Source organism: Lacticaseibacillus suihuaensis (genome assembly GCF_054785075.1).
On sequence record NZ_BAAGBJ010000018.1, the window covers coordinates 1 to 24,956 of the forward strand.

Consider the following 24,956-nt stretch of genomic DNA (forward strand, 5'->3'; position numbering starts at 1 on the left):
ACGTCGGCAACAAGTTCGGCTTCGTGGAGACCACCATCGAGTACGGCTTGACTCACCCGGAGGTCAAAGACGAGCTACGCGCGTACATCCTGCAGCTGGCGGAGCGGCTGCGCCAAGAGGACAAGGCGAAGGCCTCAGGCGCCAAGCCGAAACCCACGGGCAAGTAACCGCCGGCATCCCCGCGACTGATCGCGGCGGCATCGTTCAGGTGGATAATCAAACAAGCCTCGGCCAAATTGGCCGAGGCTTGTTTGATTGCGCTGCGTGATTAGAAGTCGGTTTGGCGGTCGAACTGGTTGCCCGGGTAGACCCAGAACTCGTACTTCTGGACCTCCTTGCCGCCTTCGGTGACGAAGCCGCCGATGCGATGCACCGGCAGGTTCGCGTTGCCGGTGGTGTCGCCTAAGTAGCGGTAAGTGACCTGGGCCGTCGTGTCCAAGCCACCGGGGTTATTGGCGTAATAGTTCGAGACCAGCTGCGTAGCCGCCTGCGTCTCCGCGGTTTCGGTCACCGAGCTGCTCGAGGCGGCGCTACTGGAACTGGCGCTGCTGGTGGTGCTTGCGGCCTTTTTGGTCTTGTCAGCCTTGGTCTTGGCGGTCGCGACCTTGGTGCTGGACTTGGTCTTGCTGGTCGCCTCGGTCTTCTTGGCGCTGGTCGTGGCCACTTGGGTCTTGGTCTGCGCTTGCGGGGCGAAGTGCGGCCAAACCCGGTCGTAGCCGATCACCAGAAGCAGGATGAAGGCCAGCCCGACCATCACCGTGCGGGTGCCGGCGATCAGCCGCTGCAGCCCGTTGTGCTGGGCCCGACCGTGGAGCTTTCGCGCCAGCCGCACGTAGCGGAAGTAATAAATCACAATGGTCAAAAGGATCAGGGCCACCACGCCGAGCTCCCGCAACAAGAGATTATTCGCCAACCCCGCTACCCATTTTTCCACCTGTTTCGCCTCCAACGCGTTATTGAATTCATTATATAGCAGAAGTTGAGCGGTACCAACTAAAACTGGTGAATCATCGCACAACCGTTGTTGACGCCATCAAAAAGGCCCGATTGCTCGGGCCCTCTCCGCCACGCGTGACGGTCGCACTAATTCACGCGGTCGGCGCCTTGCACCACGTAACCCTTGGTATTGGCCGCGGTCCAGTCAAAGTTGGGGTTCAACGCGTTTTGCTTGGTTTCCTCGTTGCTCAGCGTCGCCTTCTTCAGCCCCATGCTGGCACGCAGGGTGTCGGAGACGCGCTGCAGCTCCTTGGTCGCCATGATCTGGTAGGCCGAGCCGTTCAGGTAGCAGCCGACGCCTTGCAGCGAATCCTCCTTGACGGTGTTGGCCGCCGAGCGGTAGTGCTGGAACAGGTTGAGCATGTCGTCGAAGGTCATGCTCGAGCGGAAGTTGTTCTCCACCTGGGTCAACAGCGTCTTGAAGTTGGCCAGGCTCTTGAAGCTCGGCGCCGCCTTCAGGATGCCGGTGATCACCTGGCGCTGCCGCGCGGTGCGGCCGTAGTCGCCCTTGGGATCATCGTAGCGCATCCGCACGTAGGCCAGCGCCTTTTTGCCGTCCAAGTGCATCGCGCCCTTCTTGAAGGTGTAGCCAGCGTTGTCAAAATCGAACGGAACGTCGACGTCGACGCCACCCACGGCGTCGACCACCTTCTCCATGCCGCCCATGTTGACCAAGGCGTAGTGCTGAATCGGCAGGTTCAGCAGTGCGGAAACGGTGTTGACCGCCATGTCGGAGCCGCCGATGTTGTAAGCCGCGTTGATTTTTTGAATGTTGATGCCATCGTAGCCGATCATCTGACTCATCGTGTCACGCGGCACCGACACCATCGTGGTGGTTTGGGTCTGCGGATTGACGGTGACCACAATCATCGTGTCGGTGCGACCCCGGGCCTCGGTCCGACCCAAGGCGCCGGTGTCCGTCCCCATCAAAAGCAGGCTGATCGGCTTTTGCTTGCTGATGGCGGTCTGCGCGTCCTTGTTGTCCTTGCTCAACGGGATGTAGGTGTTGTTGGCGGTGTCCTTGACCGTTTTGTAGGTGTACCAGGCGAAGCCGGCGGCGGCCACAATCAGCGCCAGCACAATGCCACCAATCCAGCGCCAGATGTGAAGGCGCCGCCGCGGGTGACGGTGGTGGTGATGGTGATGCTGATGCGTCTGCGGTTGCAATTCTGGTTCGTTGTTGTCTGCCATGTTATCTCCTTTACCTACTGCAATGCCTTGGGAACGTAAGCCTTCACCAGCGCCTGCTTGATCACGGCCTGGGCGATGGCCTGCTGCCCCGCCTCAGTCGGTTGGTTGGCCGCCGTCTGGTTCGCCGCCGCCTGCCACACCGTGGTCAGATCGACCACCTGGGCCCCGGCCGCCTGGGCGGCCGTCTTGATGACGGCGTCGTAAGCCGCACCGTCCGTGCCGTGCCGCCAGGAGGTCAACACCACCACGCGCGTGTCGGGCAGCGCGGTTTTGGCCCGAGACAGGAGCATCGCCAGGTTTGCACGCAAGGTGTCCGGCTGGGCGTAGAAGTTGTTGGTCGAATCCTGCTCGGCGGTGCCGTACGCGATAATCAAAAGCGCCGGGGCCTTGGCCGCGACGGTGGCCAGCTGTGACAACCCGGTGCCGCCGATGGTGGCGCCGGCCGCCCAGTTGCCGCTCAGCGTGACATCGTAGCCCAGGGTCTTGCTCAGGTAATCCCGCACGCCGTACTGAAATCCGGCCGGATCCTTGCCCGTTGCGATGTCCGAGCCCATGACCGCGACGCTAAGCGACTGGCCCTGGCCGACTGCCTTGAGCTTCTTGGCCCGAGCGGTGGCCGCCTTGGTGGCGACCTTTTCGCCGGCCTTCGCGGTGGTCGTCGTGGTTGCCGTCTTGGCTGCTGCAGCGGCGGCCGGGTGAGCCGTCCGGTTTGACTGGTAAGCCGCGGTTTGCTGGGCCAACTGGGCCGCCTGGCGCCGGTGACCGGCAAGGGCCAAGGCGCCAGTCGCCACCACCAAGGCGACGATCAGCAGAATGGATGCGAATGCGCGTTTCATCTGGAACTCCTCCGTTTTTCACTCGGCGAAGGCCGCGGTTGCCGTGACCGACGCCGCACTGCGGCACAGGCGGCCGCCGCTGACATTGCGTTCATTGTAGCATTGTATGGGCCAATACTGAATAGTTGGCCGGCATCTCGGTCAAGCCGGCGTCGCTCGCACCAAGCCAATGGTGTGGCCCCAGGGGTTGCAAAGACGCAATCCGTTCAGCCTGTGCGAGCCACGACCGCCACACAGCAAGGCCCGGCGATGGCGCGGTCGCTTCGGCCGCATTGAACCGGGACCCATCCGGATGCCGGTTCTTAGTCCACCACCGCGGCCGCGGCATCAGCGCAGCCGCCGGGCCGGCACGCCCCCCACCACCGCATGGTCCGGAAAGCTTTGAGTGACCACGGCGTTGGCGCCGACTCGAACCCCGTCGCCCAGGGTCAGCTCGCCGATGATCACCGCTCCGGTACCGATTTCAACGTCGTCACCGATGGTCGGAATGCCGGTGGCGCCAGTCCCCTTGTTGCCGATCGTCACCTGGTGGTGAAGAGTCGCTCGGGCCCCAATCACGGCCTGGGGCGTGATCACGATGCTGTGCGGGTGATAAATCACAAGTTCCGGACCGATTCGCACGGTGGCGGGAATGTCGATGCCCATCGCAAACTTGAGCAACAGCAGGTTGATGATTTTGTACACCAAAAGCAGCAGCTGTCGCAGCACCGGCACCTTGAAATGGTAATAAAGCCAGTTGCCGGTGCGATAAACGCCAATCACAAAGTAACCGAGGGCGTCCGTTCTTGTTCTGCGCATCCCTGTTCCTCCTCGTCTCGCCTGCCCTTCCCACAAGCGGTCCTTAACCCAACCGATCATGCATTGGCCTAACCCCGCAGCCCGATTTTATCGCGCAAGGCCCAGCCGCGACCCAGCCGCTGCCAGGCCGCCAGGTCGCCGGCGACCAGGGCCGCGGTAGCCCGTCGCACGAACCAGCCGTCGTGCGGCCCCACCGCCGTCAGCGCCGGAGTGCGTTGGACGTAGGCGGCGGCCGTCGCGAACGCCGCGGTCTGAACCGCCTCGTCAAGTCCGGCCAGCCGTTCGACGGCAAACCGGGTGAGCTGCCAGATTGCCACCGGCCGCAGCCGCGCCAGGTCTACGCCTTGGGCCTGGGCCTGCTCGCACAGCGCCACGGTCAGATACAGCGTGTCCAACGCTCGGGGGGTCCCAGCGCTGACCTTGCTGATGCCACCGGGATTGTCACGGTAGTCGTACACCACCGCGTCCAGTAGCCGGTAGCGCCGCACCTGCGGCAGCACCAGAAAGATCACACAGGTGTCTTCGAACCAGTAGCCAGTGGGAAAACGCACCGTCTGCCAAAGTTCCCGCCGAAACAGGCGACCGGTGGCAAAACCGCCGACGCCCGGCCGTAGCACCCCAGCCGCGTCACTTAGCGTTCGGTGGTGGTTGCGCCACACCACGCTGTGTTGGCCGGCAAACTGGCGAAAGCGGCCGTCCACCAAGTCCAGCCGCTCGGCCTTGGCCGCTTCCCACAGCGTCTGCAAGGCGGCGGGTGCCAACCGATCATCGGCGTCGACGAACAGCAGGTAGCGGCCACGCGCTGCCTCAAGACCGTGATTGCGGCCGGCTCCCAGCCCGCCGTTGGGCTGCACCAACACGCGCAGCCGCGGGTCGCTCAGCTGAGCCAGAACCTCGCGACTGCCATCGGTCGATCCGTCGTCAACCACGATTAGCTCCAGCTTCCCAGTGAACGGTTGATTCAACACGCTCCCGACGCAGGCGGCAATCGTGGCTTCGCTGTTATAGCAGGACACAATCACCGACACATCACAGGTGGCCTTAGCCAGCCGGTCGCGCCGCGGTGACGGCGAATCACTGACCGTAGCGGCCATGGTCGGCGCCGCGTGGCAAGCCGCCAGAGTGGTGGCCGCAGCGGCGCAATCCGGCAAAGCCACCGGGTGGCGGTCACGCCGGTGCAGCTGGCACCAGGTCGCAGCCGTCACCCCGACCTGCATGGCGGCGGCAACCCCGTGGGGCAGCCGCATCAGCTTCAATGGTCTCATGATTGCCCTCCCATATTTCCCGGGAAATCATTCCCGTTACGCTACCAAATCCGAAACCACGCGAACGCCTTCGGCCACCAATGCCCGACCACCGCCGCAAACCCGGCGCGAAGCAGCCAGCCGCCAATCAAGACGCCACTCAGACAGACCAACATGTAGGCGTAGTGGCGCCGCATCCGAATGCCTTGGGTCGCAAACAGTGCCTGGTAGTAGACCAGCTGAATCACGATGTAGCTGACGACCAGAAGCGCGATGCCCAGCATCACGCTGTGGCCAATCGCCCCCAAGACGATGCTGAGGACCCCCAGGACCGTCTGCGACACCGTCGCGGCCAGGGTGTAATGCTGCTTGGCCAGCACGATGTCGATGCTTTGCATGCAGACGGACACGAAGGTGAAAAAGGCCCGAAACACCACCAGCCGCAGAATCTCGCCGGCCATCAGGTAGGAACCGCCGAAAAACAGGACGGCAAACACGTCGCCGAACGCGAACAGTCCAAGCACCGGCACGACGCCCAGCGCGATTGCCCGGTCGAAGTTGCGAGCGATAAAGCTCGCCATGCTTTTTTTGGCCCAGGCCAGCTCGGACAGCGACTGGTAGAACACCTTGCCGACCGCCTGGGCGATGAAATTGATCGGCATGTTCAAGACCTTGATCGACACGGCGTAATACCCCAGCACCGTGTTGCCGAACAACAGACCGATTGCGAGGTTGGGGACCTGCTCACGCATCTGAATCATCAGGTTGTTGGGCGTCTGGTACAGCATCAGGTGCCGGTAATCGGCCAAGGCGGCCCGGGCCGCCTGCCGTCCCACACCACCGTGGTGCGGGACGTGGCGGCGCATGTGCCACAGGGTGACCAGCTGCCCGGCGATCATCGCCGCGTAGTAGCCGTACTCAAGCAGCCCCAAGGCGCCGGCGCCAAGCGCCACCACCGCCATCGTGACGTAATTCAGAATCGGGTTTTTCATCAACACCGCGTATTGCTTGTTGCGGTTGAGCCAGGTGTAGGCGATGCTGGCCTGCTTGAGCGTGTAGGCGTAAAGCACCGTCATGCCGCCGAGAATCAGACCGGTGCCGACCCCCGCGTGTTCCACCCAGGTGAAGTACGGCACCACCACCACCAAAGAGGCCACGGCGATCAGCGCCGTCAGCCGCCCGGTCAGGCGGTACAACAGCCCGGCGCGTTCGCCGTCGGGCTCGATCATAATGCTGTTCTCGAGCCCAAGGTCGCAGAAGGTCTGCAGCAGCATCGCGACGGCCAGCATAGTCGCCCAGATGCCCATGCGACTGGCGCCGTAAATGCGGGTGACGAAGGGCAGCGTCGCCACGGCGATCAGTTGGCCGGCAATCGTCCCGCCGGAAATTTTCAGCACGTTTTGGATTTTGGGTGAGTGCAACAGCCCCGTCAGCCGGCTCATGCCGCCACCTCAAGCGCCGGCGCCGACGGCTGCAGGCTAGCGAAAGCGAAAGCGGCCAGTCCGAACTGCATGGAGAACACCATCAGCGTGTTTTCGGTCAGGTAGGTCCCGAAGACGTAGATCACCGCGACCAAAAACAGCCGGGCGGCCCGGCGGTCAACGTGGCGCAACAGGGCGGTCGGCAGCCAAGCCAGCTCGTAGCCCAGCCACGCGAAGAACGGGAAGAAACCGAGTTCCGCATACATCCGCACGATTTCGGAATGCGCCTCGAACTGAATCGTGTCGTACATCGTTTTGGCCACGTAGGTGAAGCCCAGGCCGGCGAACAGCGGATCAAACGAGAACAGCTGAACCAAGGTGCTGTAAATGCCGGCGCGACCCATCATGTCCAGGTGCAAGAAGGCGGAAATCGGCGTCAACGCCCCGCTATCCAGCAGGAACACGTAGCCGCCGAGCAGGACAATCGCCCCACCGGCCAGGATGGCAATCGCAGTGGTCAGCCGCAGCCGCTTGCGTGACAGCAGCCAGACGGCCGCAGTGGCCAAAAGCAACCCGACCACCGCCGTGCGTTTGAACCCGATCAGAAGCGCCACGGTCGCGGCCGCCACCAGCAGCCAGCGCTTTTGGGCCGCATCATCTCGGTCGAACCACAGGAAGTACAGGAAAAACAGCCCGGCCGTCATGGTCGGCCCCTGCGTCTCCAGCTTGTCGGCCAGGTTCCACAACGGGCTTTGCCAGACGTAATCGCCGCGCAGCACGTTGAGCGGGTAAGCGGCAAGCGTCCGCCAGTCGAACTGCGGCACGACCACCAGCAGGTTGACCAGAATCGCGGCGCCAAGCGCGTAGAAGCTCAAGTGCAGCGCGTTGTCACCGCCGAAGGTCGCGGCGGCCAGGTAGGCGGCCAGAATTGCGACCAGAATCAGCGTCGCGTTGTTAAAAAACCGCGCGTAGTAGCTCGCATCCACCAGCTGCGGCGGCCAAAACCCCCACAAAATCAGCGGCCACAAAAAAATCAGCACCCAAGGCACCAGCATCCACACCAAAAGGCGCGACACCGTGAAGCGCCGTTTGGCCAGCAGGTTCTGCAGGGCCAGCCGACCGCCAGCCACCGCCAGCCACACCAGCCCGGCCGCAATCTGCAGGGTGTAGCTGATCTGGCTGCCGTTGAATTTGAGCGTAAACGCAACCGTCATGGTGGCGATGAATAGGACCTTCAGCACGGCGTCTCTCCCTTCAGCTTCAGTCTGACCAGCAGCAATACCGCACCGGTCCAACCAATCCTGACCAGCGCGAACAAAATCGTCTGTAGCCGCGGCAGCCGCCCCAGCGGGTAGGCTCGCACCGCGGCGCGGGTGGCCGGATCGGCGACCAGCGCCTTGACCGTGCGATGCACTGCCCGGCGGCCGACCTGCGCCGTTCGCTGGCATTCCTGCTTCAGACACACCAGCAGGCTGATCAGCAAAAGCCGCGCCAGCCGCCGGTCCAGCTCGGGCGTGACGATGCAGGGCGTGGCAGCGGCAGGCAACGCCGGAGTCGCGGTCGCGGCGTTAGCAGTGGTGGCGGTGGTGACGTCGGTTGCGGCGGCGCCAGCAGCAGTGGTGGCAGTAGCGGCGGTCGCGGCGTCGGTAGCAGTCGCGGCGCCAGCATCACCGGCGCCGCTTGGCTGGCGGCCGACCACGGGTTGGGCGGCCACGTTACCTGCCGCAGACCCCGCCGCCTCGGTCGCCCCCAGCCGCCGCAGCGTGGCCACCATCGCCTTGGACTTTTCCCAGCGGTCGGCGCGGTGACTGGTCGACAGCGTCCCCGAATGCTGGACGTAGTAGTACAGCCAAGCCGGCACGACGGCCACGCGAGCCGCGGCGCCGGTCACCTGAAAGTTGAACAGGATGTCCTCGGAAATAATGTCACGTTCGGAGAAGAAGGTGATGCCGTGCGTCGCCAGGAAGTCGCGCGAATACACCGCTCCCCAGGCCGCGACGCCGGTGAACACCGGCGCCGCACTGCGGCAATCCGGCGCAATCACATCTAGGTGAAAAGCCGCCAGCGCCGCCCCGGTCAGCAGCGTCTGCCGCGGCGGCTGGCCGTTGGGCGTCGGTGCCGCGGCCCCGATCACGTCGTAATGGCCAAAATACGCCACCGGCGCCTTGGTTTGCACCAGCGCCGCCAGCACCCGAGCGTAGGCGTCTGGGGCCAGATAGTCATCGGCATCGACGAAGGCGACGAAGGTCCCGGCCGCCTGGGCCAACCCGGCGTTGCGAGCCGCCCCCAGCCCGGCGTTGGCGCGGTTCAGCACCGTCACGCGAGCATCCGCGGCCGCCAGCCGGTCGCACAAGGCGGGGCTGCCGTCCGTCGCCCCGTCGTCGACCAGGATAATTTCGAGGTCGCGCCAAGTCTGGGCCGTCACCGACGCCACGCACCGCTCAAGGGTCGCCTGCACGTTATAAACTGGGATGATGACGCTCAGCTTGGGTTGCATTCGCTCGCTCCGTTTCTGCAAAAATATCGGCCTCGGACCGCCTCAGTTCCGGCCCCTGGTCCTTAGTCCGGGCCCAGTGCCTCAGTCTCGGCCTCGGGCCGCCAGCGCCAGGTAGGCGGCGGTCAGGTCGGCCTGGGCCGTGGCGACCGCGTAGCCGCCAAAGTCGCTGACGGTGCGGTCGGCCAACGGTTGCTGGGCCAAAAGCGCCTGCGTCCAAGCCGCCTGCGTCAGCGGCAGCTTGGTCACGTGCCGCCCGTAGATGGCCTCGTCGTCGACCGCGGCCGCCAGCAGGCAGGGCAGCCCCGCCGCCTGGGCCTCGATGCCGACCACCGGAATGCCCTCGAAGCGCGACGGCAGCACGAAGCAGTCCATCCCCTGGTACAAGTCGGCGGTGTCGGCCCGGGAGCCCAAGAACCGCACGTGGTCGCCAATCCCCAGCCGTACCGCCTGCTTTTCCAAGGCCGCGCGGTCTGCGCCCTCACCGACCAGCCACAACACCGCGTTGGGCCGGGCGGCAAACACCGGCGCCAGCGCGTTGAGCAAAAAGGCGTGGTTCTTCTGGTACGACAGCCGACCGATGCAGCCGATGACGAACTGATCGGTGCTAGCCCCAAGCGCCGCGCGAATCGCCACGCGGCGGTCGGCGGCGAACTGAAACTGCGGCACGTCGATCGCGTTTTTCATCACCGAAAACGGGCGGTTGCCGAACAGGAAGCGGCCGGCCGCCTGACCGCAGGCGAAGTAGTCGGTCGCCTGAGCCGGTAGCAGCGTTTTGAACAGCAGCTTCAGCGGCAGCTTGGCGTCGCGGTCGATGCCGGTGTTGTGCGAATGCGCGATGCGAACCGGCACCTTCGCCCGACGCGCGGCGGCCAGCGGCAAGGCACTCATCGCGTCGATGTGGGCATGCACGATGCGGTACTCGGGATGCGCCGCGAAAAACGCGGCCATCGCCCGAAAGTACTGCGGGTAATGCTGCGGGTACAGCCGCGGCATGTGGTAGATGCGGCCGCCCAGCGCCTCAATCTCCGCGTCGTAGGCCGCCGCGTCGGGTCGGTGGGTGAGAAAATCAAACTGCACCTGGCTGCGGTCGATGTGGCGATAGTAGTTCATCAGCACCGTCTCCAGCCCGGCGCGTTGCATGTCGTTGACCACCTGCAAAACGCGCAGCATGTCCTCACCCCTTCCTCGTGGCGACTCATCTTTTCTTGAAAACCCGGCACCGGGTCAAGCAGATCCGTAATTCCGCTTAACAAATCCGCCCTACAGCCCGGCGTCGAAAGCGCTGGGCCGCCCCGGGGTCGGCAGCGTCGGCCCGGCCCGGGCCAAAGCCCGGCTAAGTCAGCGCCGCCCTACCCCCGCCGGCCCGAGGCCAGCACCTGCTGGTAGACGGCCTTGGTCGCCGCGGCGGTGTGGGCCCAGTCGAAGTGCTCGTGGACGAACGCCGCGTTAGCGCCGGCCGGAGCCGGTTGGGCCAGGCTATGACGCAGCGCCGTGGCCAGCCCGGCGACGTCGCCCGGGGCGAAGTAGGTCGCGCGGTCCTTGGCGACCTCCTGAATCTCGGGAATCGCCGAGGCCACCACGCGGTTGTCGTAGGCCAAAGCCTCGAGCAGCGCCAGCGGCATCCCTTCGATGCGCGACGGCAGGACGAAGGTCGCGGCGTTGGCGTATAGCTCCGCCAGCGTCTGCCCGGCCACGAAGCCGGTGAACAGGATGCGCGGATCGCCGGCTGCCGCCTTTTTCAGCTCGGCCTGGTAGGCCGCCGTGTCCGAGTCCCCGCCGGCAATCACCAGCCGCTTGGTCGTGTCGAGCTGGCGGAAGGCCGCGATCAGGTCGTGCAGCCCTTTTTCCGGCGTCAGGCGCGACACGCTGAGGACGTAATCGCGCGGCGCCAGGCCGTAACGCTCGTCGATCAGGACCGCCCCCTGCGCGGTCACCGGGCTGACGCCGTTGGGAATGTAGTAGGACTCGCGGTGGTAGGTCTGTTCGAAGTAGCGGCGCGTGTCAACGTTCAAGACGATGATCGCGTCGGCGTATTTGGCGATCATCCGCTCGCCGAACTTAATGTACCGGGCCCCAAAGCCCCCGCGCCACTTGTCGCGCTTCCAGTCGAGGCCGTGAACCGTGACCACGCAGCGCTTCTTGAACAGCTTGGGCAACCAGATCATCGCACTGGGCCCCTCGGCGTGAAAATGCACCACGTCAAAGCCGCCGAACAGGGCCCGAACGGCGCCGGATACCGAGGCGGAAACGGCCGACAGCCCCTTGCCGCGAATGGTCCAGACGCTGCCGAGCTTGACGCCCTTGAACGGGCCCTTGGTCTTCGGGTAGTCGCCTTCGATTATCGGCTCGCCGGCGCGGTTCAGGCAGGTCACCGCGACGCCTTGCTTCACAAGCTCTGGCGAAAGTTCCGTCAGCACCCGCTCGATGCCGCCGTTAAGCGAAGGCACCCGTTTTTGTCCCGGCATCACGACGCTCATATCACTGTGCATGCGTTCTCTCCATTCAACATTTGTCCATGTGTGGCCGAGCCGGTCGGCGGCCAAAGATTGGTCGCGGTGCCAGGCCGGACCACGGTGCCAGCGGCTAGTACCGCTAAGGCCGATTCCGGCCCGAAGCGCCCGGTGCCGGCGAACCAGCTTTAGCTCGCGGCGGCGCCTGGGCCGGCCGCCTCAATACGCGCTGTTCCGCGCCAACATCACCCGCACCGTGGCCGCGATGATGCGCAGGTTGAGCCGCCACGAGCGGTGCTTGATGTAGGTCAGATCCAGGGCGACCATCTCGGCAAAACCGACGCTGTTGCGGCCGCTGACCTGCCACAGCCCGGTACAACCGGGCCGCACCCACAGGCGTTGGCGGTCGTAATCGGTGTAGGCGGCCACCTCGCGCAAAAGCGGCGGCCGCGGTCCGACTAGCGCCATGTCGCCGGTGACCACGTTCAACAGCTGCGGCAGCTCGTCCAGGCTGGTGCGACGGATGAAGCGGCCGACGCGGGTCACCCGCGGGTCCTGCGCCATTTTGAACATCGCACCGCTCACCTCGTTGCGGGTCAAAAGCGCCGGCAGCTGGGCCTCGGCGCCGACCACCATCGAGCGAAACTTGAGCATGCGAAACGTGCGGCCGCCGCGACCGACTCGCACCTGGCTGAACAGGACCGGACCGTGCGGATCGTCCAGCTTGATTGCCAGGGCCAGCGCCGCCGAAAGCGGTGCCAGCACGATCAGCCCAGCCAGCCCGGCCACCGTGTCGAAGACCCGGCAGCCCGCTTCGAACAGACGCTGGCCGGCGAGTCGCTCGCGGTCGAGGTGCAGCGGCGCCGCATCTGCCTGATCAATCAGGCGGGTGAGTAAGTTAAGCTTCTGTGGATGGAAAACGCGACGTTCCGCCATTTTTTCTCCCGCAGTCATTATTCCCCAGTTTCTGACTATCTCTCTTTTTAATATTTAAGAACACATGAAAATCCATTAACATCTGCATAGAAACTTGTGAAAGCATTCTCACAATCGCGTGTTATCCCCCACGAATCAAGGTGTTCCGTTCCATAGTACCATGCCACAAATATGAATAAAAGCCCCCGCGTAGACGCGTCATATCCGTTATAAAACAGGCTTGCAATCCGACGCAATTGGAAGCGGAATCGCCGCTATCGCTTTGCACATTTGTAATAAAATCCCAACTGGGGTGGCTCGCATCCCGCGCTGACGGCGGCCGCCATTGGGTTCTTCTGGGCGATTGCAGCGCGGCGAAATTTTGCAGAAACCGCCGGGGAATGATGCTACAATGGACCCATATGTTTGTTTTTGAAGGATAATTTTTGAGTCACAATTCTTCATATTCGGCCGTTCGTCAACCCGCGGCCCCGCATGGAGGTACCTATGAACGAAGACGCGATCGACCTCGGCCACGCGCTGGCGGTCCTGCGCCGGCGGCTGCTTTTGATTCTGACAATCACCGCACTCGGCGGGGCGCTGGCCACCGGCGCCACTTATTTCTTGATTCCTGCCAAGTACCGCACCACCACCCGGCTTTTGATCAACCCCAAGCCGGCCAAAACCGCCGACGAGGTGTTCAATCAGACGACGGCCGGCCTGGCTCAAGTCACCACCTACAAGGACCTGATCCGCGAACCGGTCGTGCTGACGCCGGTGAAACAGGCACTCAAGGCCCAAGGCTTCACCCCGCCGCGCAACCTGAGCACGGCCGTCAGCCTGACCACCACCCCGAACTCGCAGGTGCTGACCGTCACGGTGGCCACCGGTGACCCCTACCTCTCACGGGCCTTGGCCAACGCGGTGGTCGCCGTGCTGCAGCAGAAGCTGCCGCGGCTGGTCGCCAACGCCCAGTCCGTGGGAATCGTCGCCCGGGGTACCCTGACCAAGGTGCCGGCCTTCCCCAACCACTGGGGCAACTTGGCGCTGGGGCTTTTGCTCGGGTTTTTGACCGGCTGCGTCGTGGCCTGGCGCCGCGCGGCCGACACCGGGGCAGTGGACGGGACGGCCTTCATCGAACAGGAGCTCGGCCTGCCGCTGCTGGCCGTGATTGAGGACATCGCACCGAGCGTCATGCAGCGCGGTCCTCGCCCCAACACGCCACGGCCCCCGGTGGCGGCCATCGACCGCTCGCTGGCCTTCCCACCGGCGGATACCACCAGCGACCCGGCTGGCACCGCAACGCGCGATGACGGCGGCAATCGCGCGGCGGTCGAGGCGGCTTCCCGGCCCGAGCCAACCGCCGCGGCCACGACGGCAAGGACCGCGGCCGGCCGCTCGCAGGTCCCGATGTGGCCCCTTTCATAAACTTTGTGATGAACGCGGTTTCCCACGGTGCTTTTGACGCGTATTAATGGTAAGATAATGTTTTGTATCGGTGGTCCGGATTTCGGGAATTAGCCCGTCACTTGGGGCCAACCGCGGCGGCTCTGCACGTCGGCGCGGCTGGCGATCACCGAGGCTTGGGGTTTCCGATACCTTTGGGGAGGTATTTTTTTACATACTGACCAAAACTCAAAAAACCTTGCGCAACCCAACCGTTGCGCCGTTTGACGCAAGGCGACCCGGCTATGGGCGCCACACACACACTTTTTGGAGGCTTTCGTGGACGACGATGTAATCAACCTGAGCCAGATTTTCGCCACGCTCAAGAAGCACGTCATCATGATTATCGTGATGGCGGGTCTCGGCGGCATCGTGGCGGCTGGCGTCACCTATTTTGTCATGACCCCGCAGTACCAATCCTCATCCCTGATTCTGGTCAATCAGAAGGACTCGAGCAACGCGGCCATGCAGTACAACCAGATTCAGACCGACCTGCAGATGATCAACACCTACAAGGACATCATCACCCAAAACGTGGTGATGGATCAGGCCAAAAAGAACCTGAATGCCAACGGCTTCGTGCCGAGCAGCAACCTGTCCAGCGCAATCTCGCTGTCCAACAACGAGAACTCACAGGTCGTCAAGGTCACGGCCACCGCGGATAACCCGTACCTGGCCCGGGCGATCGTCAACGAGGTCGTCGGCGTCTTCAAGTCCAAGATCACCAAGATCATGAGCAACGCCAAGAACGTCTCGATCGTGTCCAAGGGCCAGCTCCAAAAGGCTCCGGTCAGCCCGCGGCCAAAGATCAACTTGGCGGTCGGTCTGCTCGCCGGCCTGGTGCTCGGCGTCTTGCTTGCGTTCATCCGCGACCTGACCGACAAAACCGTCAAGAGCACGGACTACATCAAGGATCAGCTGCAGCTGCCGCTGCTCGGCACGATCAGCGAGATTGAGCCCAAGGACATGGTGCTGGGCGACCGGCGCGGTCAGACAAGGAGGAAGTAAGCATGAAACTGTTCAAGCATAAGCATGATGCCTCCCAGGACTCCCTGCTGCACGGCGTAGCCTTGATTACCGATTACGCGCCGATGTCGCGCGTGTCCGAAGAGTACAAAACCCTTCGCACCAATATTTTGTACGCCAAGGCCGATGACCCGATCCACACGCTGCTCATCACCTCGGCCGGCCCCAGCGAGGGCAAGTCGACCGTCTCCGGCAACATCGCGGCGACCTTCGCCAAGCAGGGTCTACGCACGATTCTTCTGGACACCGACATGCGCCGGCCGACGGTTCACGCGACCTTCGGCATCCAAAACAACTTCGGCCTGGTCGACCTGCTGACCGGTGAAGAGGATAACGAGAAGCTGCAACGCGCCTGCCGCCAGACCGAAATCGAGAACCTGACGATTCTGCCGTGCGGCCCGATTCCGCCGAACCCCTCCGAGTTGCTGGCGTCCAAGCGCATGACCCGCCTGCTGAAGGGCCTGACCAACGCCTTCGACCTCGTCATCCTCGACGCGCCGCCGGTGATTTCCGTCACCGACGCCCAGGTTCTGGGCTCCCGCGCCGACGCGACGGTGCTAGTGGTGCCTTACGGGATTGCGCAAAAATCGATGGTGATGGAGGCCAAGTCCCTGCTGGACCAGGTCAACGCCAACATCATCGGCGTGGTGATGAATCGCGTCCCGGCAAGCGTCCGGCAGAACCGCTACGGCTACTACTACGATGCCTACTACAACAACGACGGCAAGAAACACGGCAAATAACGGCCTATGAACGCCAAAAAGTGGTGTCACCCGATGGGGCGGCACCACTTTTTTGATGGAATTAATTAACTTATCGCACGAGGCGGAGGGTCGACACCCGCCCAGATTGACGGGCTTCACTCGCCGCGGCTGCAGGTTCCGCCACCTGATGGCAAAACCAGCGGGGCGGTCGCCCCTTCACCGCGCGATTCGCACGTGATGCTCGCCGGCTTGTGTCGCCACCACCCGGCCGCCGTTGGCCAGCATCGCCGCAAGCGACGCCGCGTTGGTGGTCAGGCAGGACAGGTAAATCTCGATTTCGCGCGGCGGCATCAGGCGCCGGCACTCGGTCAGCGCCAGCGCGAGACCACGCGTCGCGTAACCGCGGCCCCGCCAATCCGGCAGGATGCCGTAACCGATGTGGCCGCTGCCTTGGCGCAAAAAGGCGTTGAGGCGATGGCGAACCTTGAACAGCCCGACCAGCTGCGCGTCGTCCCACAGGAAGAAGTAGGTGTCGGGGACGTAGCCGGCCGAAAGCTTCTGCCCGGCCGCGGCCGCCAGCCGCTGCGGAATCGCCGTGGCGGTGAATTCGGCGTAGCTCAGGCCACGGTACGGCACCTCGAAGCCGTTTTGTTCCGGCATGGTTTGGAAAAAGTCGTACTCGGCCCGGCTGTCGGCCAGGCTCAAGGGCTTGAGCTTCAGCGTCATCGCGCCACCTCCCGTGTTGCGTGTTGGGGTGTAGGTTACGCCACTCCCGGTCGGCTGTCAACCGCCGCGTGACGCCAAAAAAGCCGTTCACCGCGGCAGCGGTGAACACCTTCGCGTTCAATAATCGCGGCAGACTCGGTGCCGCGGGTTACTTTCTTTCGCAGGCCGCGCTGAAGCCACCGCGCAGGCTCACGCGGCGGCCTCAGTCTTCTTCCTGGTTGGAATCGCGGTTGAAGGTGCCGTCGCCGGGTGGCCCGGTTGACGGCACAGTGGAACAAGCCATCGGTCCTCAGGCTTCCGCAGCTACCTCGCAGCCAAGTTCGAAGCGAGTAGGAAGCTGAGCCAGCAGCCGGTGGGTGGCGGCGCTCGTCCTGGTATTCGGTCCCGCAGATGGGATCCGTTGCACGAAAACGCACACGTCTAAAGTCAGGTTCGACTTGGCATGGACGGCGGTACTGGGGATGCTTATGCCCCCGCCATTCCCGCCTGTGCGGTAGAAGTCCGGTCGCTGCGGCCGCAGCGACCTCCCCACACTTGAACAATCATTCGATCGTAGCTTAACACCGGACCAATTTAGTGTCAACTAATTTGACTCACGTCCACAAGAACGGCTCCGGATCCCGGCCCATCGCGGTTTAAGCGAACCCGGCAAGCGGAAAAACGCCAGCAAAAAGGCGCAACCACCGTGGTGGTCGCGCCTCTCTCACATGTTATTAGCAGCGAATGGCTCGCGGCATCCGCCAGCGGCCGTCCAGCCACGTCAGACCGTCAGTTCACCCGGTCGGCACCGTAGACCTTGTAGCCTGTTTCGTAGGCACCGGTCCAGTCAAAGTCCGAGTTCAGCGCGTTTTGGCGCGTCTCCTCGTTGTGCAGGGTGGCCTTGGCCAAGCCCATGCTAGTTCGTAGCTCGTCTGAGACGCGCTGCAGCTCCTTGGTCGGGGCGATCTGGTAGGACGAGCCGTTCAGGTAGCAGCCGACGCCCTGCAGGTGGTCTTGCTTGATGTGGTTGGCCGCGGCGCGGTAATGCGTGAACAGCGCGACCATGTCTTCGAAGCTCAGGCTCGAGCGAAAATTGTCCTGGACCTGCGCCATCAGGGCCTTGAAGTTGCTCAGGCTCTGGAAGCTCGGCGCCGCCTTCAGGATGCCGGTGATCACCTGGCGCTGGCGTTCGGTGCGGCCGTAATCGCCGCGGGGATCCTCGTGGCGCATCCGCACGTAGGCCAGCGCCAGGCTGCCGTTCAGGTGCATCGGCCCCTTGGGAAAATGGTGCCCGTCGTCATCGGTGAAGGTGAACGGCACGGTGACGTCGACGCCGCCGACCGCATCGATCACTTTTTCCAGGCCGCCCATGTTGACCATCGCGTAGTGCTGCACCGGCACGTTGAGCAGCGCCGACACCGAGTCGACGGTCATGTCCGTGGCGCCGATGCTGTAAGCGGCGTTAATTTTTTGAATATTGACCCCGTAATAGCCGATCATCTGGCTCATCGTGTCGCGCGGAATGCTGACCATCGTGGTGGTCTCGCGCTTGGGGTCGATGGTGACCAGGATCATCGAGTCGGTGCGGCCACGCGCCTCGGTGCGACCCAGGGCCCCGGTGTCGGTGCCCAGCAGCAAAATGCTGATCGGCCGGCGCTTGGTGATCGCCGTCTCAGCCGCCGCGGCCGCTTCCTTGCTCTGCCGCTTCAGCGGCGTGTAGGTGCGAGCCGTGGTGGTCTGGACCGAGTGATACAGGTTCCAGGCGGTGCGACCGACCACGGCGCCGGCCACGGCCAGCACCAGCAGCACGGCCGCCAGCACCCAGGGCCAGACGCGGCGGCGCTTGCGACGCGAGGCCGGGCGGCCGGCCGCGGCAGTAGCGGAAACGGTTGCCGGGCCGGCAGCGGTTGCTGGCGCGGCGCCGACCGCGGAGTCGGCCGCAGTTGCTAAACCGGCGCCGGCTGTTGAGTCGGTGCCGGCCTGCTTGCGGCGCCACCGGTGCCGACGGCTGTGGTCGGTCGGGGCGGCCAGGCTTGGGTCGTCGACGCCGGCGGCCGGTGTTTTATCGGATTTCATCGTCATCTTTCTCCAGCCGCGGCGCTTAGTGCTGACTTCCACCTACGGCCGCCCCCCCTCAATCTCACTTTTGTTCAGAACGGTAAATCATCATCATCGTGGTACGAGCCGCGAAAAGCAATATGATTATCAATTCGAATCATCATCTCATATTGCGGCCAAGGCGTCTCGAAAGAGAGTCGAATTCGTGGGGTCAACAACGCGTGTCGATGGTCTGCTGGCCACTTGTAGACACGTCCTGACGGTAACTTGAAGCCCACCTGCACGTCTAGAAAACTTTCTGGTGTTGCTGACTCGGGTGCATATCGTATGTCGTGGCCATCGCTTGTCTGCCACTCAGTGGGAAAGGCCAGGTTCGTTTGACTCTGAATCGACACACCACATGAAGTCAACGCCACTTGCTCAACAAAACTGCGATCTTTGTAGAACAAATCAGCTTCCGCATCTGTGATGAGCGCATCGTAGCCGTACTCTCCGTCATCATGCAGTAGGGTGAGCAGCGTCACCTTCTCCGCATTCGACCGCACGACAATATGCCTAAGCAAGTGTAGATTCAACGTGTCGGGGGTGACAATCTCGGCCTGACGACTACCAACGATAGCCGACGTGTCCTCGTTAGGTCCAATCGCCCCGTTATGAAAAATTAGTGCAAAAGGCAAGTTGGCAAAATCCGCTGCCCCGCTATGAAGCCGTGGTTCAGGATGTCTCGCCAGTGTCGAAGCGCTGAACTGAACATTGGGCTGCGCGAGCAACTCCGGTAGATCAAATAAGAAGAACACAGGCACCGGACAATCCGCGTTAAGCGACGACCGCTTGGCACGTGGTTTGAAGCCCTCATTGTGAAACTGAGTTGGCGTTAGCGGCCGAAAATACAGCCTCACCATACCGGCCACGTCTGCCGTTGTCTGATCAATGACATCGCGGCTCGCGTTGTCGTTGCGCATCTGACCACGCCGCTGTGCTTCCTCACGCGAATACAATCTACCATCCTTCAGAATGCTGACGGCGTTGTTGATGTCTGTGAAATGATAAGCGAAGCGTGGCCACACGCGCTGCTGCCGAGGTGTTAATGATGTCGGTATTTGGCCATCTACCAGCCGTTTGACAATTTCCTGATAGCTTGTCATGAAACGACCTTCACTGGTGTTAGGCCAGATTCTGCCTCTTGATTAACCGGCTGAGCCGGCAGCTCGCGGCGGTCAAGTGTCAACGCCCTTGTGCCACCAATCTTATCCAGAATAATTGCCTGACTCTGAATGTAAGGCAGCCGCGTCATCATCGCCTCGAAAGACCTCTGCTGGTTCTGTTGGGCGACCGGCTGCGGATAATCCGTCGGCAGAACCCGGCCGCGCTCACGCAACGTCGTCCAGAAGGCAGCAATGTCCTCTTTGGCGAGCATGTACCCATGCACCTCGTCACCAACCGTCAGGAACCGCTCGCCGGGTTCACGCGCCTGCACCAAGGCACTCGGTTCAATTTTGACAGCCAAATCCTCACTTTCAGGTGCTATCAAGCGCTGAACAAGTTCGGCTTCGAACTCCTGAATGCTCAACATCCGCGGCGTTGCGTCCAACCAATCTCGCATTTCCTGAATCGTGTCGTATTCCGGTGGATTTTGCTTGGCGTTGTACAGATGAATGTACACGTCGATAGGCAGTCTTTTTAGGTACTTCTCCATCAACGGCTTCACCTGCCGGGACCACTCAAGACCACCGTTGCCGACCCCTAGCTGTGGAAACGAGATGGACTGAATACCTTGAGCCTCATACGTCGCGACGAATTTTTGAAGGCCAAGTTCAATGTCTTCGAGGCGCGATTTTTGCCGCCAGCTCCGCTTCGTTGGAAAATTCAAAATCCACTTGGTTTCTGTTCGGTAAATCCACAACTTGCCGACGGTCAGCAGTCCCTGTTCGCAGAATCGCTGATACTGCCTGAACATCTCGGGGTAAAGTTTCTTGAACTGCAGGGCGATCCCCTTCCCCATGACGCCAACCGTATTGACCGTGTTGACTAACACTTGAGCGGGACTCTCGAATAGATTCGACTTAACGTAAATTAACATTCTCGAAGCTCCCTTCCGTGTTGTGACAATCATTTAGTTGCATTATACCAGAATTTCCTTTGCCCTACGATGACGCGAGACTTCGCCGCACGAGAAAGGAAAACGAGCCTTACACTCGGGCTCGCAGTTGTTTAATGAGCTTGTAGCATTAGGCGAAATACCCGCCAAGCCCGGCGACGATCGCGGCCTCCCGGGCGGCGGCGGCCGCTTGGTCGGCCGCGCTGACGGAGACGTAGACCTTCAGCTTGGGCTCGGTGCCGCTGGGCCGCACCACCACGGAGCCGGTGGTCGCCAGCGTGAACTTCAGCACGTCGGCTTGCGGCAGGCCGTCAAGCCCCGGCAGGTAGTCGGCGACGCTCGCCACCTGCTCCCCACCGAAGTCGGCGACTCCTTGGCGGAACGCGGCCATGATCGTCTGCATTTTGGCAAAACCGGCCGCCCCGTCGAACTCGAATGAATGCAACGTGTTCAGGCAGTAGCCGTAGTCGCGGTAAAGCGCGGCGAGCTTGGCCGCCAGCGTGATGCCGCGGGTCTTGTAGTAGGCGAACATCTCGCAGATCAGGAAGCTGGCGTTGACGCCGTCCTTGTCCCGGACGTAGGTGCCGCTGAGGTAGCCGTAGCTCTCCTCGAAGCCAAACAGGTAGTCGCTCTCGCGTCCCGCGGCCTCGAGCCGGCCGATTTCCTCGCCGATGAACTTGAAGCCGGTCAGCAGGTTGACCGTGGTCACGCCGTAATGCGCGGCGATGCGATCGGCCATGTCGATGGTGACGATGGTCTTGACCAGCTCGGGCTGCGCCGGCATCGTGCCGTTCTCGACGCGCCGGGCGCAGATGTAATCCAAAAGCAGCATCCCCATCTCGTTGCCGGACAGTAGCCGGTAGCTGCCGTCGGCCTCACGCACCGCGGTGCCGACGCGGTCGCAGTCCGGGTCGTTGGCTAAGACCAGCTCGGCGCCGCGAGCCTTGGCGTATTGGATACCCAAGGCCATCGCCGCCTCGATCTCCGGGTTGGGGAACGGGCAGGTGGGAAAATCCCCGTCCGGCTGCGCTTGCTCCGGCACGACGAAGAGGTCGGTGAAGCCGGCCTCCCGCAGCGTCCGGGTCACCGGCACCAGCCCCGTGCCGTTGAGCGGCGAGTAGACGATCGACACCGCGCGGTCGATGGCCGTGCCGGCGGCGAGCTGCGAGGTGCCGTGAACGGCGGCGACGAAGTCATCGAACACCGTCGCGGGTATCGGGCGAATCAGCCCCGCCTGCTCGGCCGCGGCCAGCGGGAGCATTTTCACATCGTCAAAAATCGCCAGCCGTTCGATGCAATCGAGAATCGTTGCGGCCGCCGCCGTGGTGATCTGGCAGCCGTCCGGGCCGTACACCTTGTAGCCGTTGTACTTGGCCGGGTTGTGGCTGGCCGTCACCATGATGCCGGCCGCACAGTGCAGCTGGCGGGTGGCGAAGCTCAGCATCGGCGTCGGCGCGATCTGCTCGTAGCGCCACACCGTGATGCCGTTGGCGGCGAACACCCGGGCCGCGACCTCCGCGAACAGATCGGACTTGTGGCGCGAGTCGCGCGACACGGCGATGCTGCGAGCGGCCGGGGCGAAGTTGGCCACGATGTAATCCGCCAGCCCCTGGGAAGCCTTGGCCACCGTGTAGACGTTCATCCGGTTAGTGCCGGCGCCGATCGTGCCGCGAAGGCCGCCGGTACCGAACGCCAGGTCGCGGTAAAACGCGTCCTCGATCGCCGCCGGATCGGCCGCCATCGCCTCGAGCTCATCGATTAGGTCCGGATCGGCCGTCGCGTGTCGCCGCCAGTCCTGGTAACGCTGCATCTCGTTCATCCCCGTACCTCCCGCATGGTGTCAAAATCAAAGTCGTACTTGTGCTTGTCTTGAACGCTGATCGACTCGCCGGTCTGCACCTCGATCACGCGCAGCTCGGTTTCGGCGATGATCGTGTGACGCGAGCCGGCCGGCAGGCGAACCACGTCGCCGGGCCGCACCGCTCGCACCGCCCCGTCGATCACGGTCCAGCCGCGACCCTGAAGCACCGTCCAGACCTCGTCGCGGTGAACGTGGCTGTGGTAGTTCATGTGGTGGCCGGGATTCAGCGTCACCCGCAGCGTCATGCCGCCGTCGGACACGTCCAGCACCCGGAAGCTCCCCCAGGATTTCTCGGCGAACATCACCTGCTGGTCGATGCGGTCGACGAAGGGCTTGATGTAGCTGCTTTGCGCTTTGTCCGCGACCAAAATGCCCTCGGGGCTGGCCGAGATCACGACGTTCTGTAGCCCCATCGCCAGAATCGGCACATCCAGGTCGTTGATCACGTGAACATTGTCACAGGAGTCGCTCATCATCGCCTTGCCGACGCTGGGCTCGTCCATCGCCTCAGTCAGCGTGTTCCAGGTGCCGAGGTCCTTCCACTCGCCGGCGTAGCGCATCACCTCGATGTTGGGCTCGTGCTCAACCACCGCGTAGTCGAAGCTGATTTTCTCCAAATCGGCATACTTGGCCAGCAGGTCCTGGTAATCGGCAAACTCGATCAGCTCATGGGCCCGATCGATCAGGTAGCCGAGCTTAAAGGCGAAAATCCCGCCGTTCCACAGGGCCCCTTGCTTGAGGTAGGCGGCGGCCGTGGCCGCATCCGGCTTCTCCTTGAAGGTCTTCACGGCGCTGACCTGGCCGCGCGTCGCCGGGATGATGTAGCCGTACTTCTCGCTCGGGTAGGTCGGCGCAATCCCCATCAGCACCAGGTTGGCGGGACTGACCGCGGCCCGGGCGGCGAGGTCGGCGACCCCTTGGAAGTAGCTGTCGGCCACGTAAGGATCGACCGGACACACCGCAATCGGCTCGGTCGCCGCGATGCCCTTGACGTCGTGCAGGTAGGCCGCGGCCAGCGCGATGGCCGGGAACGTGTCCCGGCGGCACGGCTCGACCGACAGCCCGACGGCGTCGCCGAGCTGGTGGTGAATCGTCGACACTTGCGACTTGGCGGTGGCGATGGTCACCGCCGCCTCGGGATCGACCGTGCGAATCTGGCGGTAGACCCGCTGCACCATCGACTCGTACTCGCCGCTCGGACTTTTGAGCAAGTCGATGAACTGCTTGGAGCGAACGTTGTTGGACAGCGGCCACAGCCGCTGCCCGGAGCCTCCGGATAGTAAAATAATCTGCATATTTCCCCCAAATGTGACGGCGTTGGCACTGCCCAACACCTGATCGCGCCGTGTTCGGCGCAACTAACGCAAGGCCGCCGCGGTACAACCCGCGGCGGTCCAGTCATGCCTGTCTATCGTGCCGCGACCGGCGCCGCCCATCCCACATGGGTGACGCCGGTGGCGGTTGCTGCCTGCCGGGCAAGTCCCGGGCAATTTCCCGGGAAATAATCCAGGCGGCGTGATTGCGGCGAAGGCGAGATTGCGCCTTCAAGCCACGCCGCTTGGGTTGCGGTGAACGCCGCACGGCGGCTGCCACGGTCCCGCTAAGGTCGTGCTGCGCGGCTCGCTTACCGAACCGGGCGACGCCGCGCAACGCGGAGGCGGCTTGCGACGCGCTGGCACTCGGGGCCAGGTGCAGGCCCCAAGCACCAGTGCTAGGCAACCCGTTCCGCTAAAGTCGCTCGGCTCTGCCCTCTACCGTTCCGCTCGCATCGGGTTGGCCAGGAAGTCCTCGTAGGCCAGGCGGATGCCGTCGTCAAGCTCCGTCTTGTAGGTCCAGCCCAGGCCGGCCGCCTTGGAGACGTCCAGCAGCTTGCGCGGGGTGCCGTTCGGCTTGGAGGTGTCCCATTCGATGGCGCCGGTGTAGCCGATGATCTTGGCCACCTTCTCGGTCAGTTCCTTGATGGTCAGCTCCTTGCCGGTGCCGGCGTTGACCGTCTCGTTGCCGGAGTAGTGGTTCATCAGGAACACGCAGAGGTCGGCCAGGTCGTCGACGTACATGAACTCGCGCAACGGGCTGCCGTCGCCCCAGCAGGTGACCGTCGTTTTGCCTTGCACCTTGGCCTCGTGGAAGCGGCGAATCAGGGCCGGTAGCACGTGCGAGTGGGTCGGGTGGTAATTGTCGTTGGGCCCGTACAGGTTGGTCGGCATCACGGAGATGTAATCCGTGCCGTACTGGCGGTTGAGGTACTCGCAGTACTTCAGGCCGGAGATCTTGGCCAAGGCGTAGGCCTCGTTGGTCTGCTCAAGCGAGCTGGTCAAAAGCGAGCTCTCCTGAATCGGCTGCGGCGCCAAGCGCGGGTAGATGCAGCTGGAGCCCAGGAACTCGAGCTTCTTCACGTTGTTCCGCCATGCTTCGTGAATCACATTCATCTGCATGATCATGTTGTCGTACATGAAGTCGGCCAGCGCCTCTTGGTTGGCGACGATGCCGCCGACCTTGGCCGCGGCCAGGAACACGTAATCCGGCTTCTCGGCGGCGAAAAACGCCTCTACGTCGGCCTGGCGCTGCAGGTCAAGCTCCGCATGGGTGCGGGTGATCAGGTTGGTGTAGCCCTGGCGCTTGAGCTCACGCACGATGGCGGAGCCCACCATCCCGCGGTGACCGGCGACGTAAATCTTGGCATCTTTTTCCATCATTGTTTTAATAGCTT

Annotated in this window: 21 protein-coding genes; 3 read left to right on the forward strand and 18 right to left on the reverse strand. The window is 63.1% G+C overall.

The features are described from left to right. Nucleotides 1-268: 268 nt before the first annotated feature. From ACYVRZ_RS12080 to ACYVRZ_RS12130, 11 genes are all read right to left on the reverse strand, one after another. On the reverse strand, nucleotides 269-934 hold the full coding sequence (locus ACYVRZ_RS12080) for a hypothetical protein (protein WP_461227183.1): 666 nt from the start codon (nucleotides 932-934) through the stop codon (nucleotides 269-271). Between the two features lie 149 nt (nucleotides 935-1,083). Further along, on the reverse strand, nucleotides 1,084-2,187 hold the full coding sequence (locus ACYVRZ_RS12085) for an LCP family glycopolymer transferase (RefSeq protein WP_461227185.1): 1,104 nt from the start codon (nucleotides 2,185-2,187) through the stop codon (nucleotides 1,084-1,086). A gap of 14 nt (nucleotides 2,188-2,201) precedes the next feature. After that, nucleotides 2,202-3,023 (reverse strand): SGNH/GDSL hydrolase family protein, encoded by an 822-nt coding sequence (locus ACYVRZ_RS12090; protein ID WP_461227187.1) that lies wholly within the window; start codon nucleotides 3,021-3,023, stop codon nucleotides 2,202-2,204. Nucleotides 3,024-3,350: 327 nt separating this feature from the next. Continuing rightward, on the reverse strand, nucleotides 3,351-3,821 hold the full coding sequence (locus ACYVRZ_RS12095; protein ID WP_461227189.1) for a serine O-acetyltransferase: 471 nt from the start codon (nucleotides 3,819-3,821) through the stop codon (nucleotides 3,351-3,353). Between the two features lie 68 nt (nucleotides 3,822-3,889). Continuing rightward, on the reverse strand, nucleotides 3,890-5,086 hold the full coding sequence (locus tag ACYVRZ_RS12100; protein WP_461227191.1) for a glycosyltransferase family 2 protein: 1,197 nt from the start codon (nucleotides 5,084-5,086) through the stop codon (nucleotides 3,890-3,892). Between the two features lie 41 nt (nucleotides 5,087-5,127). Further along, entirely contained in the window at nucleotides 5,128-6,507 is a 1,380-nt protein-coding gene (locus tag ACYVRZ_RS12105; protein ID WP_461227193.1) for a lipopolysaccharide biosynthesis protein, read from the reverse strand. Then, the gene (locus ACYVRZ_RS12110) at nucleotides 6,504-7,727 is read right to left on the reverse strand and encodes an O-antigen ligase family protein (protein WP_461227195.1); all 1,224 of its coding nucleotides are present in this window, start codon (nucleotides 7,725-7,727) and stop codon (nucleotides 6,504-6,506) included. Before ACYVRZ_RS12110 ends, ACYVRZ_RS12105 begins: the two co-directional genes overlap by 4 nt. Next, the gene (locus ACYVRZ_RS12115) at nucleotides 7,721-8,983 is read right to left on the reverse strand and encodes a glycosyltransferase (RefSeq protein ID WP_461227197.1); all 1,263 of its coding nucleotides are present in this window, start codon (nucleotides 8,981-8,983) and stop codon (nucleotides 7,721-7,723) included. The genes ACYVRZ_RS12110 and ACYVRZ_RS12115 overlap by 7 nt, the downstream gene beginning before the upstream one ends. Nucleotides 8,984-9,064: 81 nt before the next feature. Continuing rightward, complete coding sequence (locus ACYVRZ_RS12120; RefSeq protein WP_461227199.1) at nucleotides 9,065-10,153, reverse strand: glycosyltransferase; 1,089 nt, start codon at nucleotides 10,151-10,153, stop codon at nucleotides 9,065-9,067. A gap of 179 nt (nucleotides 10,154-10,332) precedes the next feature. Then, a complete protein-coding gene (locus tag ACYVRZ_RS12125; RefSeq protein ID WP_461227201.1) occupies nucleotides 10,333-11,472 on the reverse strand; it encodes a glycosyltransferase family 4 protein in 1,140 nt (379 codons plus the stop codon). 180 nt (nucleotides 11,473-11,652) lie between these two features. Continuing rightward, nucleotides 11,653-12,369, reverse strand: a complete 717-nt coding sequence (locus ACYVRZ_RS12130; protein ID WP_461227203.1) for a sugar transferase — start codon at nucleotides 12,367-12,369, stop codon at nucleotides 11,653-11,655. 486 nt (nucleotides 12,370-12,855) lie between these two features. Between ACYVRZ_RS12130 and ACYVRZ_RS12135 the strand changes: the two genes are divergently transcribed. The 3 genes from ACYVRZ_RS12135 (at nucleotide 12,856) to ACYVRZ_RS12145 (ending at nucleotide 15,563) form a co-directional block, all read left to right on the forward strand. After that, the gene (locus tag ACYVRZ_RS12135) at nucleotides 12,856-13,776 is read left to right on the forward strand and encodes a YveK family protein (protein ID WP_461227205.1); all 921 of its coding nucleotides are present in this window, start codon (nucleotides 12,856-12,858) and stop codon (nucleotides 13,774-13,776) included. Nucleotides 13,777-14,073: 297 nt separating this feature from the next. After that, nucleotides 14,074-14,802 (forward strand): YveK family protein, encoded by a 729-nt coding sequence (locus ACYVRZ_RS12140; protein ID WP_461227207.1) that lies wholly within the window; start codon nucleotides 14,074-14,076, stop codon nucleotides 14,800-14,802. 2 nt (nucleotides 14,803-14,804) lie between these two features. Beyond that, on the forward strand, nucleotides 14,805-15,563 hold the full coding sequence (locus ACYVRZ_RS12145) for a CpsD/CapB family tyrosine-protein kinase (protein ID WP_461227209.1): 759 nt from the start codon (nucleotides 14,805-14,807) through the stop codon (nucleotides 15,561-15,563). A gap of 177 nt (nucleotides 15,564-15,740) precedes the next feature. Here ACYVRZ_RS12145 and ACYVRZ_RS12150 read toward each other — a convergent pair whose 3' ends face one another. From ACYVRZ_RS12150 to ACYVRZ_RS12180, 7 genes are all read right to left on the reverse strand, one after another. Beyond that, nucleotides 15,741-16,250, reverse strand: coding sequence for a GNAT family N-acetyltransferase (locus ACYVRZ_RS12150; RefSeq protein WP_461227211.1), 510 nt, complete (start codon nucleotides 16,248-16,250; stop codon nucleotides 15,741-15,743). Between the two features lie 768 nt (nucleotides 16,251-17,018). Continuing rightward, entirely contained in the window at nucleotides 17,019-18,305 is a 1,287-nt protein-coding gene (locus ACYVRZ_RS12155; RefSeq protein ID WP_461227213.1) for an LCP family glycopolymer transferase, read from the reverse strand. Between the two features lie 74 nt (nucleotides 18,306-18,379). Further along, nucleotides 18,380-19,432, reverse strand: a complete 1,053-nt coding sequence (locus ACYVRZ_RS12160; protein WP_461227214.1) for a DarT ssDNA thymidine ADP-ribosyltransferase family protein — start codon at nucleotides 19,430-19,432, stop codon at nucleotides 18,380-18,382. Beyond that, nucleotides 19,429-20,367: a macro domain-containing protein gene (locus ACYVRZ_RS12165; RefSeq protein WP_461227216.1), complete on the reverse strand. Its 939-nt coding sequence runs from the start codon at nucleotides 20,365-20,367 to the stop codon at nucleotides 19,429-19,431. Before ACYVRZ_RS12165 ends, ACYVRZ_RS12160 begins: the two co-directional genes overlap by 4 nt. A gap of 148 nt (nucleotides 20,368-20,515) precedes the next feature. Then, complete coding sequence (locus tag ACYVRZ_RS12170) at nucleotides 20,516-22,204, reverse strand: phospho-sugar mutase (RefSeq protein ID WP_461227218.1); 1,689 nt, start codon at nucleotides 22,202-22,204, stop codon at nucleotides 20,516-20,518. Beyond that, complete coding sequence (locus ACYVRZ_RS12175) at nucleotides 22,201-23,541, reverse strand: sugar phosphate nucleotidyltransferase (protein ID WP_461227220.1); 1,341 nt, start codon at nucleotides 23,539-23,541, stop codon at nucleotides 22,201-22,203. Before ACYVRZ_RS12175 ends, ACYVRZ_RS12170 begins: the two co-directional genes overlap by 4 nt. Before the next feature lie 456 nt (nucleotides 23,542-23,997). After that, nucleotides 23,998-24,942 carry a GDP-L-fucose synthase family protein gene (locus ACYVRZ_RS12180; RefSeq protein ID WP_461227222.1) on the reverse strand — a complete coding sequence of 315 codons (945 nt, stop codon included), beginning with the start codon at nucleotides 24,940-24,942 and terminating at the stop codon, nucleotides 23,998-24,000. Nucleotides 24,943-24,956: the final 14 nt, after the last annotated feature.

Coding starts and splice junctions, on each gene's coding strand:
- ACYVRZ_RS12180 (WP_461227222.1), bottom strand. CDS start 24,942: ATGATGGAAAAAGATGCCAAGATTTACGTCGCCGGTCACCGCGGGATG.
- ACYVRZ_RS12115 (WP_461227197.1), bottom strand. CDS start 8,983: ATGCAACCCAAGCTGAGCGTCATCATCCCAGTTTATAACGTGCAGGCG.
- ACYVRZ_RS12150 (WP_461227211.1), bottom strand. CDS start 16,250: ATGACGCTGAAGCTCAAGCCCTTGAGCCTGGCCGACAGCCGGGCCGAG.
- ACYVRZ_RS12145 (WP_461227209.1), top strand. CDS start 14,805: ATGAAACTGTTCAAGCATAAGCATGATGCCTCCCAGGACTCCCTGCTG.
- ACYVRZ_RS12175 (WP_461227220.1), bottom strand. CDS start 23,541: ATGCAGATTATTTTACTATCCGGAGGCTCCGGGCAGCGGCTGTGGCCG.
- ACYVRZ_RS12105 (WP_461227193.1), bottom strand. CDS start 6,507: ATGAGCCGGCTGACGGGGCTGTTGCACTCACCCAAAATCCAAAACGTG.
- ACYVRZ_RS12130 (WP_461227203.1), bottom strand. CDS start 12,369: ATGGCGGAACGTCGCGTTTTCCATCCACAGAAGCTTAACTTACTCACC.
- ACYVRZ_RS12135 (WP_461227205.1), top strand. CDS start 12,856: ATGAACGAAGACGCGATCGACCTCGGCCACGCGCTGGCGGTCCTGCGC.
- ACYVRZ_RS12120 (WP_461227199.1), bottom strand. CDS start 10,153: ATGCTGCGCGTTTTGCAGGTGGTCAACGACATGCAACGCGCCGGGCTG.
- ACYVRZ_RS12100 (WP_461227191.1), bottom strand. CDS start 5,086: ATGAGACCATTGAAGCTGATGCGGCTGCCCCACGGGGTTGCCGCCGCC.
- ACYVRZ_RS12125 (WP_461227201.1), bottom strand. CDS start 11,472: ATGCACAGTGATATGAGCGTCGTGATGCCGGGACAAAAACGGGTGCCT.
- ACYVRZ_RS12165 (WP_461227216.1), bottom strand. CDS start 20,367: ATGTTAATTTACGTTAAGTCGAATCTATTCGAGAGTCCCGCTCAAGTG.
- ACYVRZ_RS12090 (WP_461227187.1), bottom strand. CDS start 3,023: ATGAAACGCGCATTCGCATCCATTCTGCTGATCGTCGCCTTGGTGGTG.
- ACYVRZ_RS12155 (WP_461227213.1), bottom strand. CDS start 18,305: ATGAAATCCGATAAAACACCGGCCGCCGGCGTCGACGACCCAAGCCTG.
- ACYVRZ_RS12170 (WP_461227218.1), bottom strand. CDS start 22,204: ATGAACGAGATGCAGCGTTACCAGGACTGGCGGCGACACGCGACGGCC.
- ACYVRZ_RS12095 (WP_461227189.1), bottom strand. CDS start 3,821: ATGCGCAGAACAAGAACGGACGCCCTCGGTTACTTTGTGATTGGCGTT.
- ACYVRZ_RS12085 (WP_461227185.1), bottom strand. CDS start 2,187: ATGGCAGACAACAACGAACCAGAATTGCAACCGCAGACGCATCAGCAT.
- ACYVRZ_RS12160 (WP_461227214.1), bottom strand. CDS start 19,432: ATGACAAGCTATCAGGAAATTGTCAAACGGCTGGTAGATGGCCAAATA.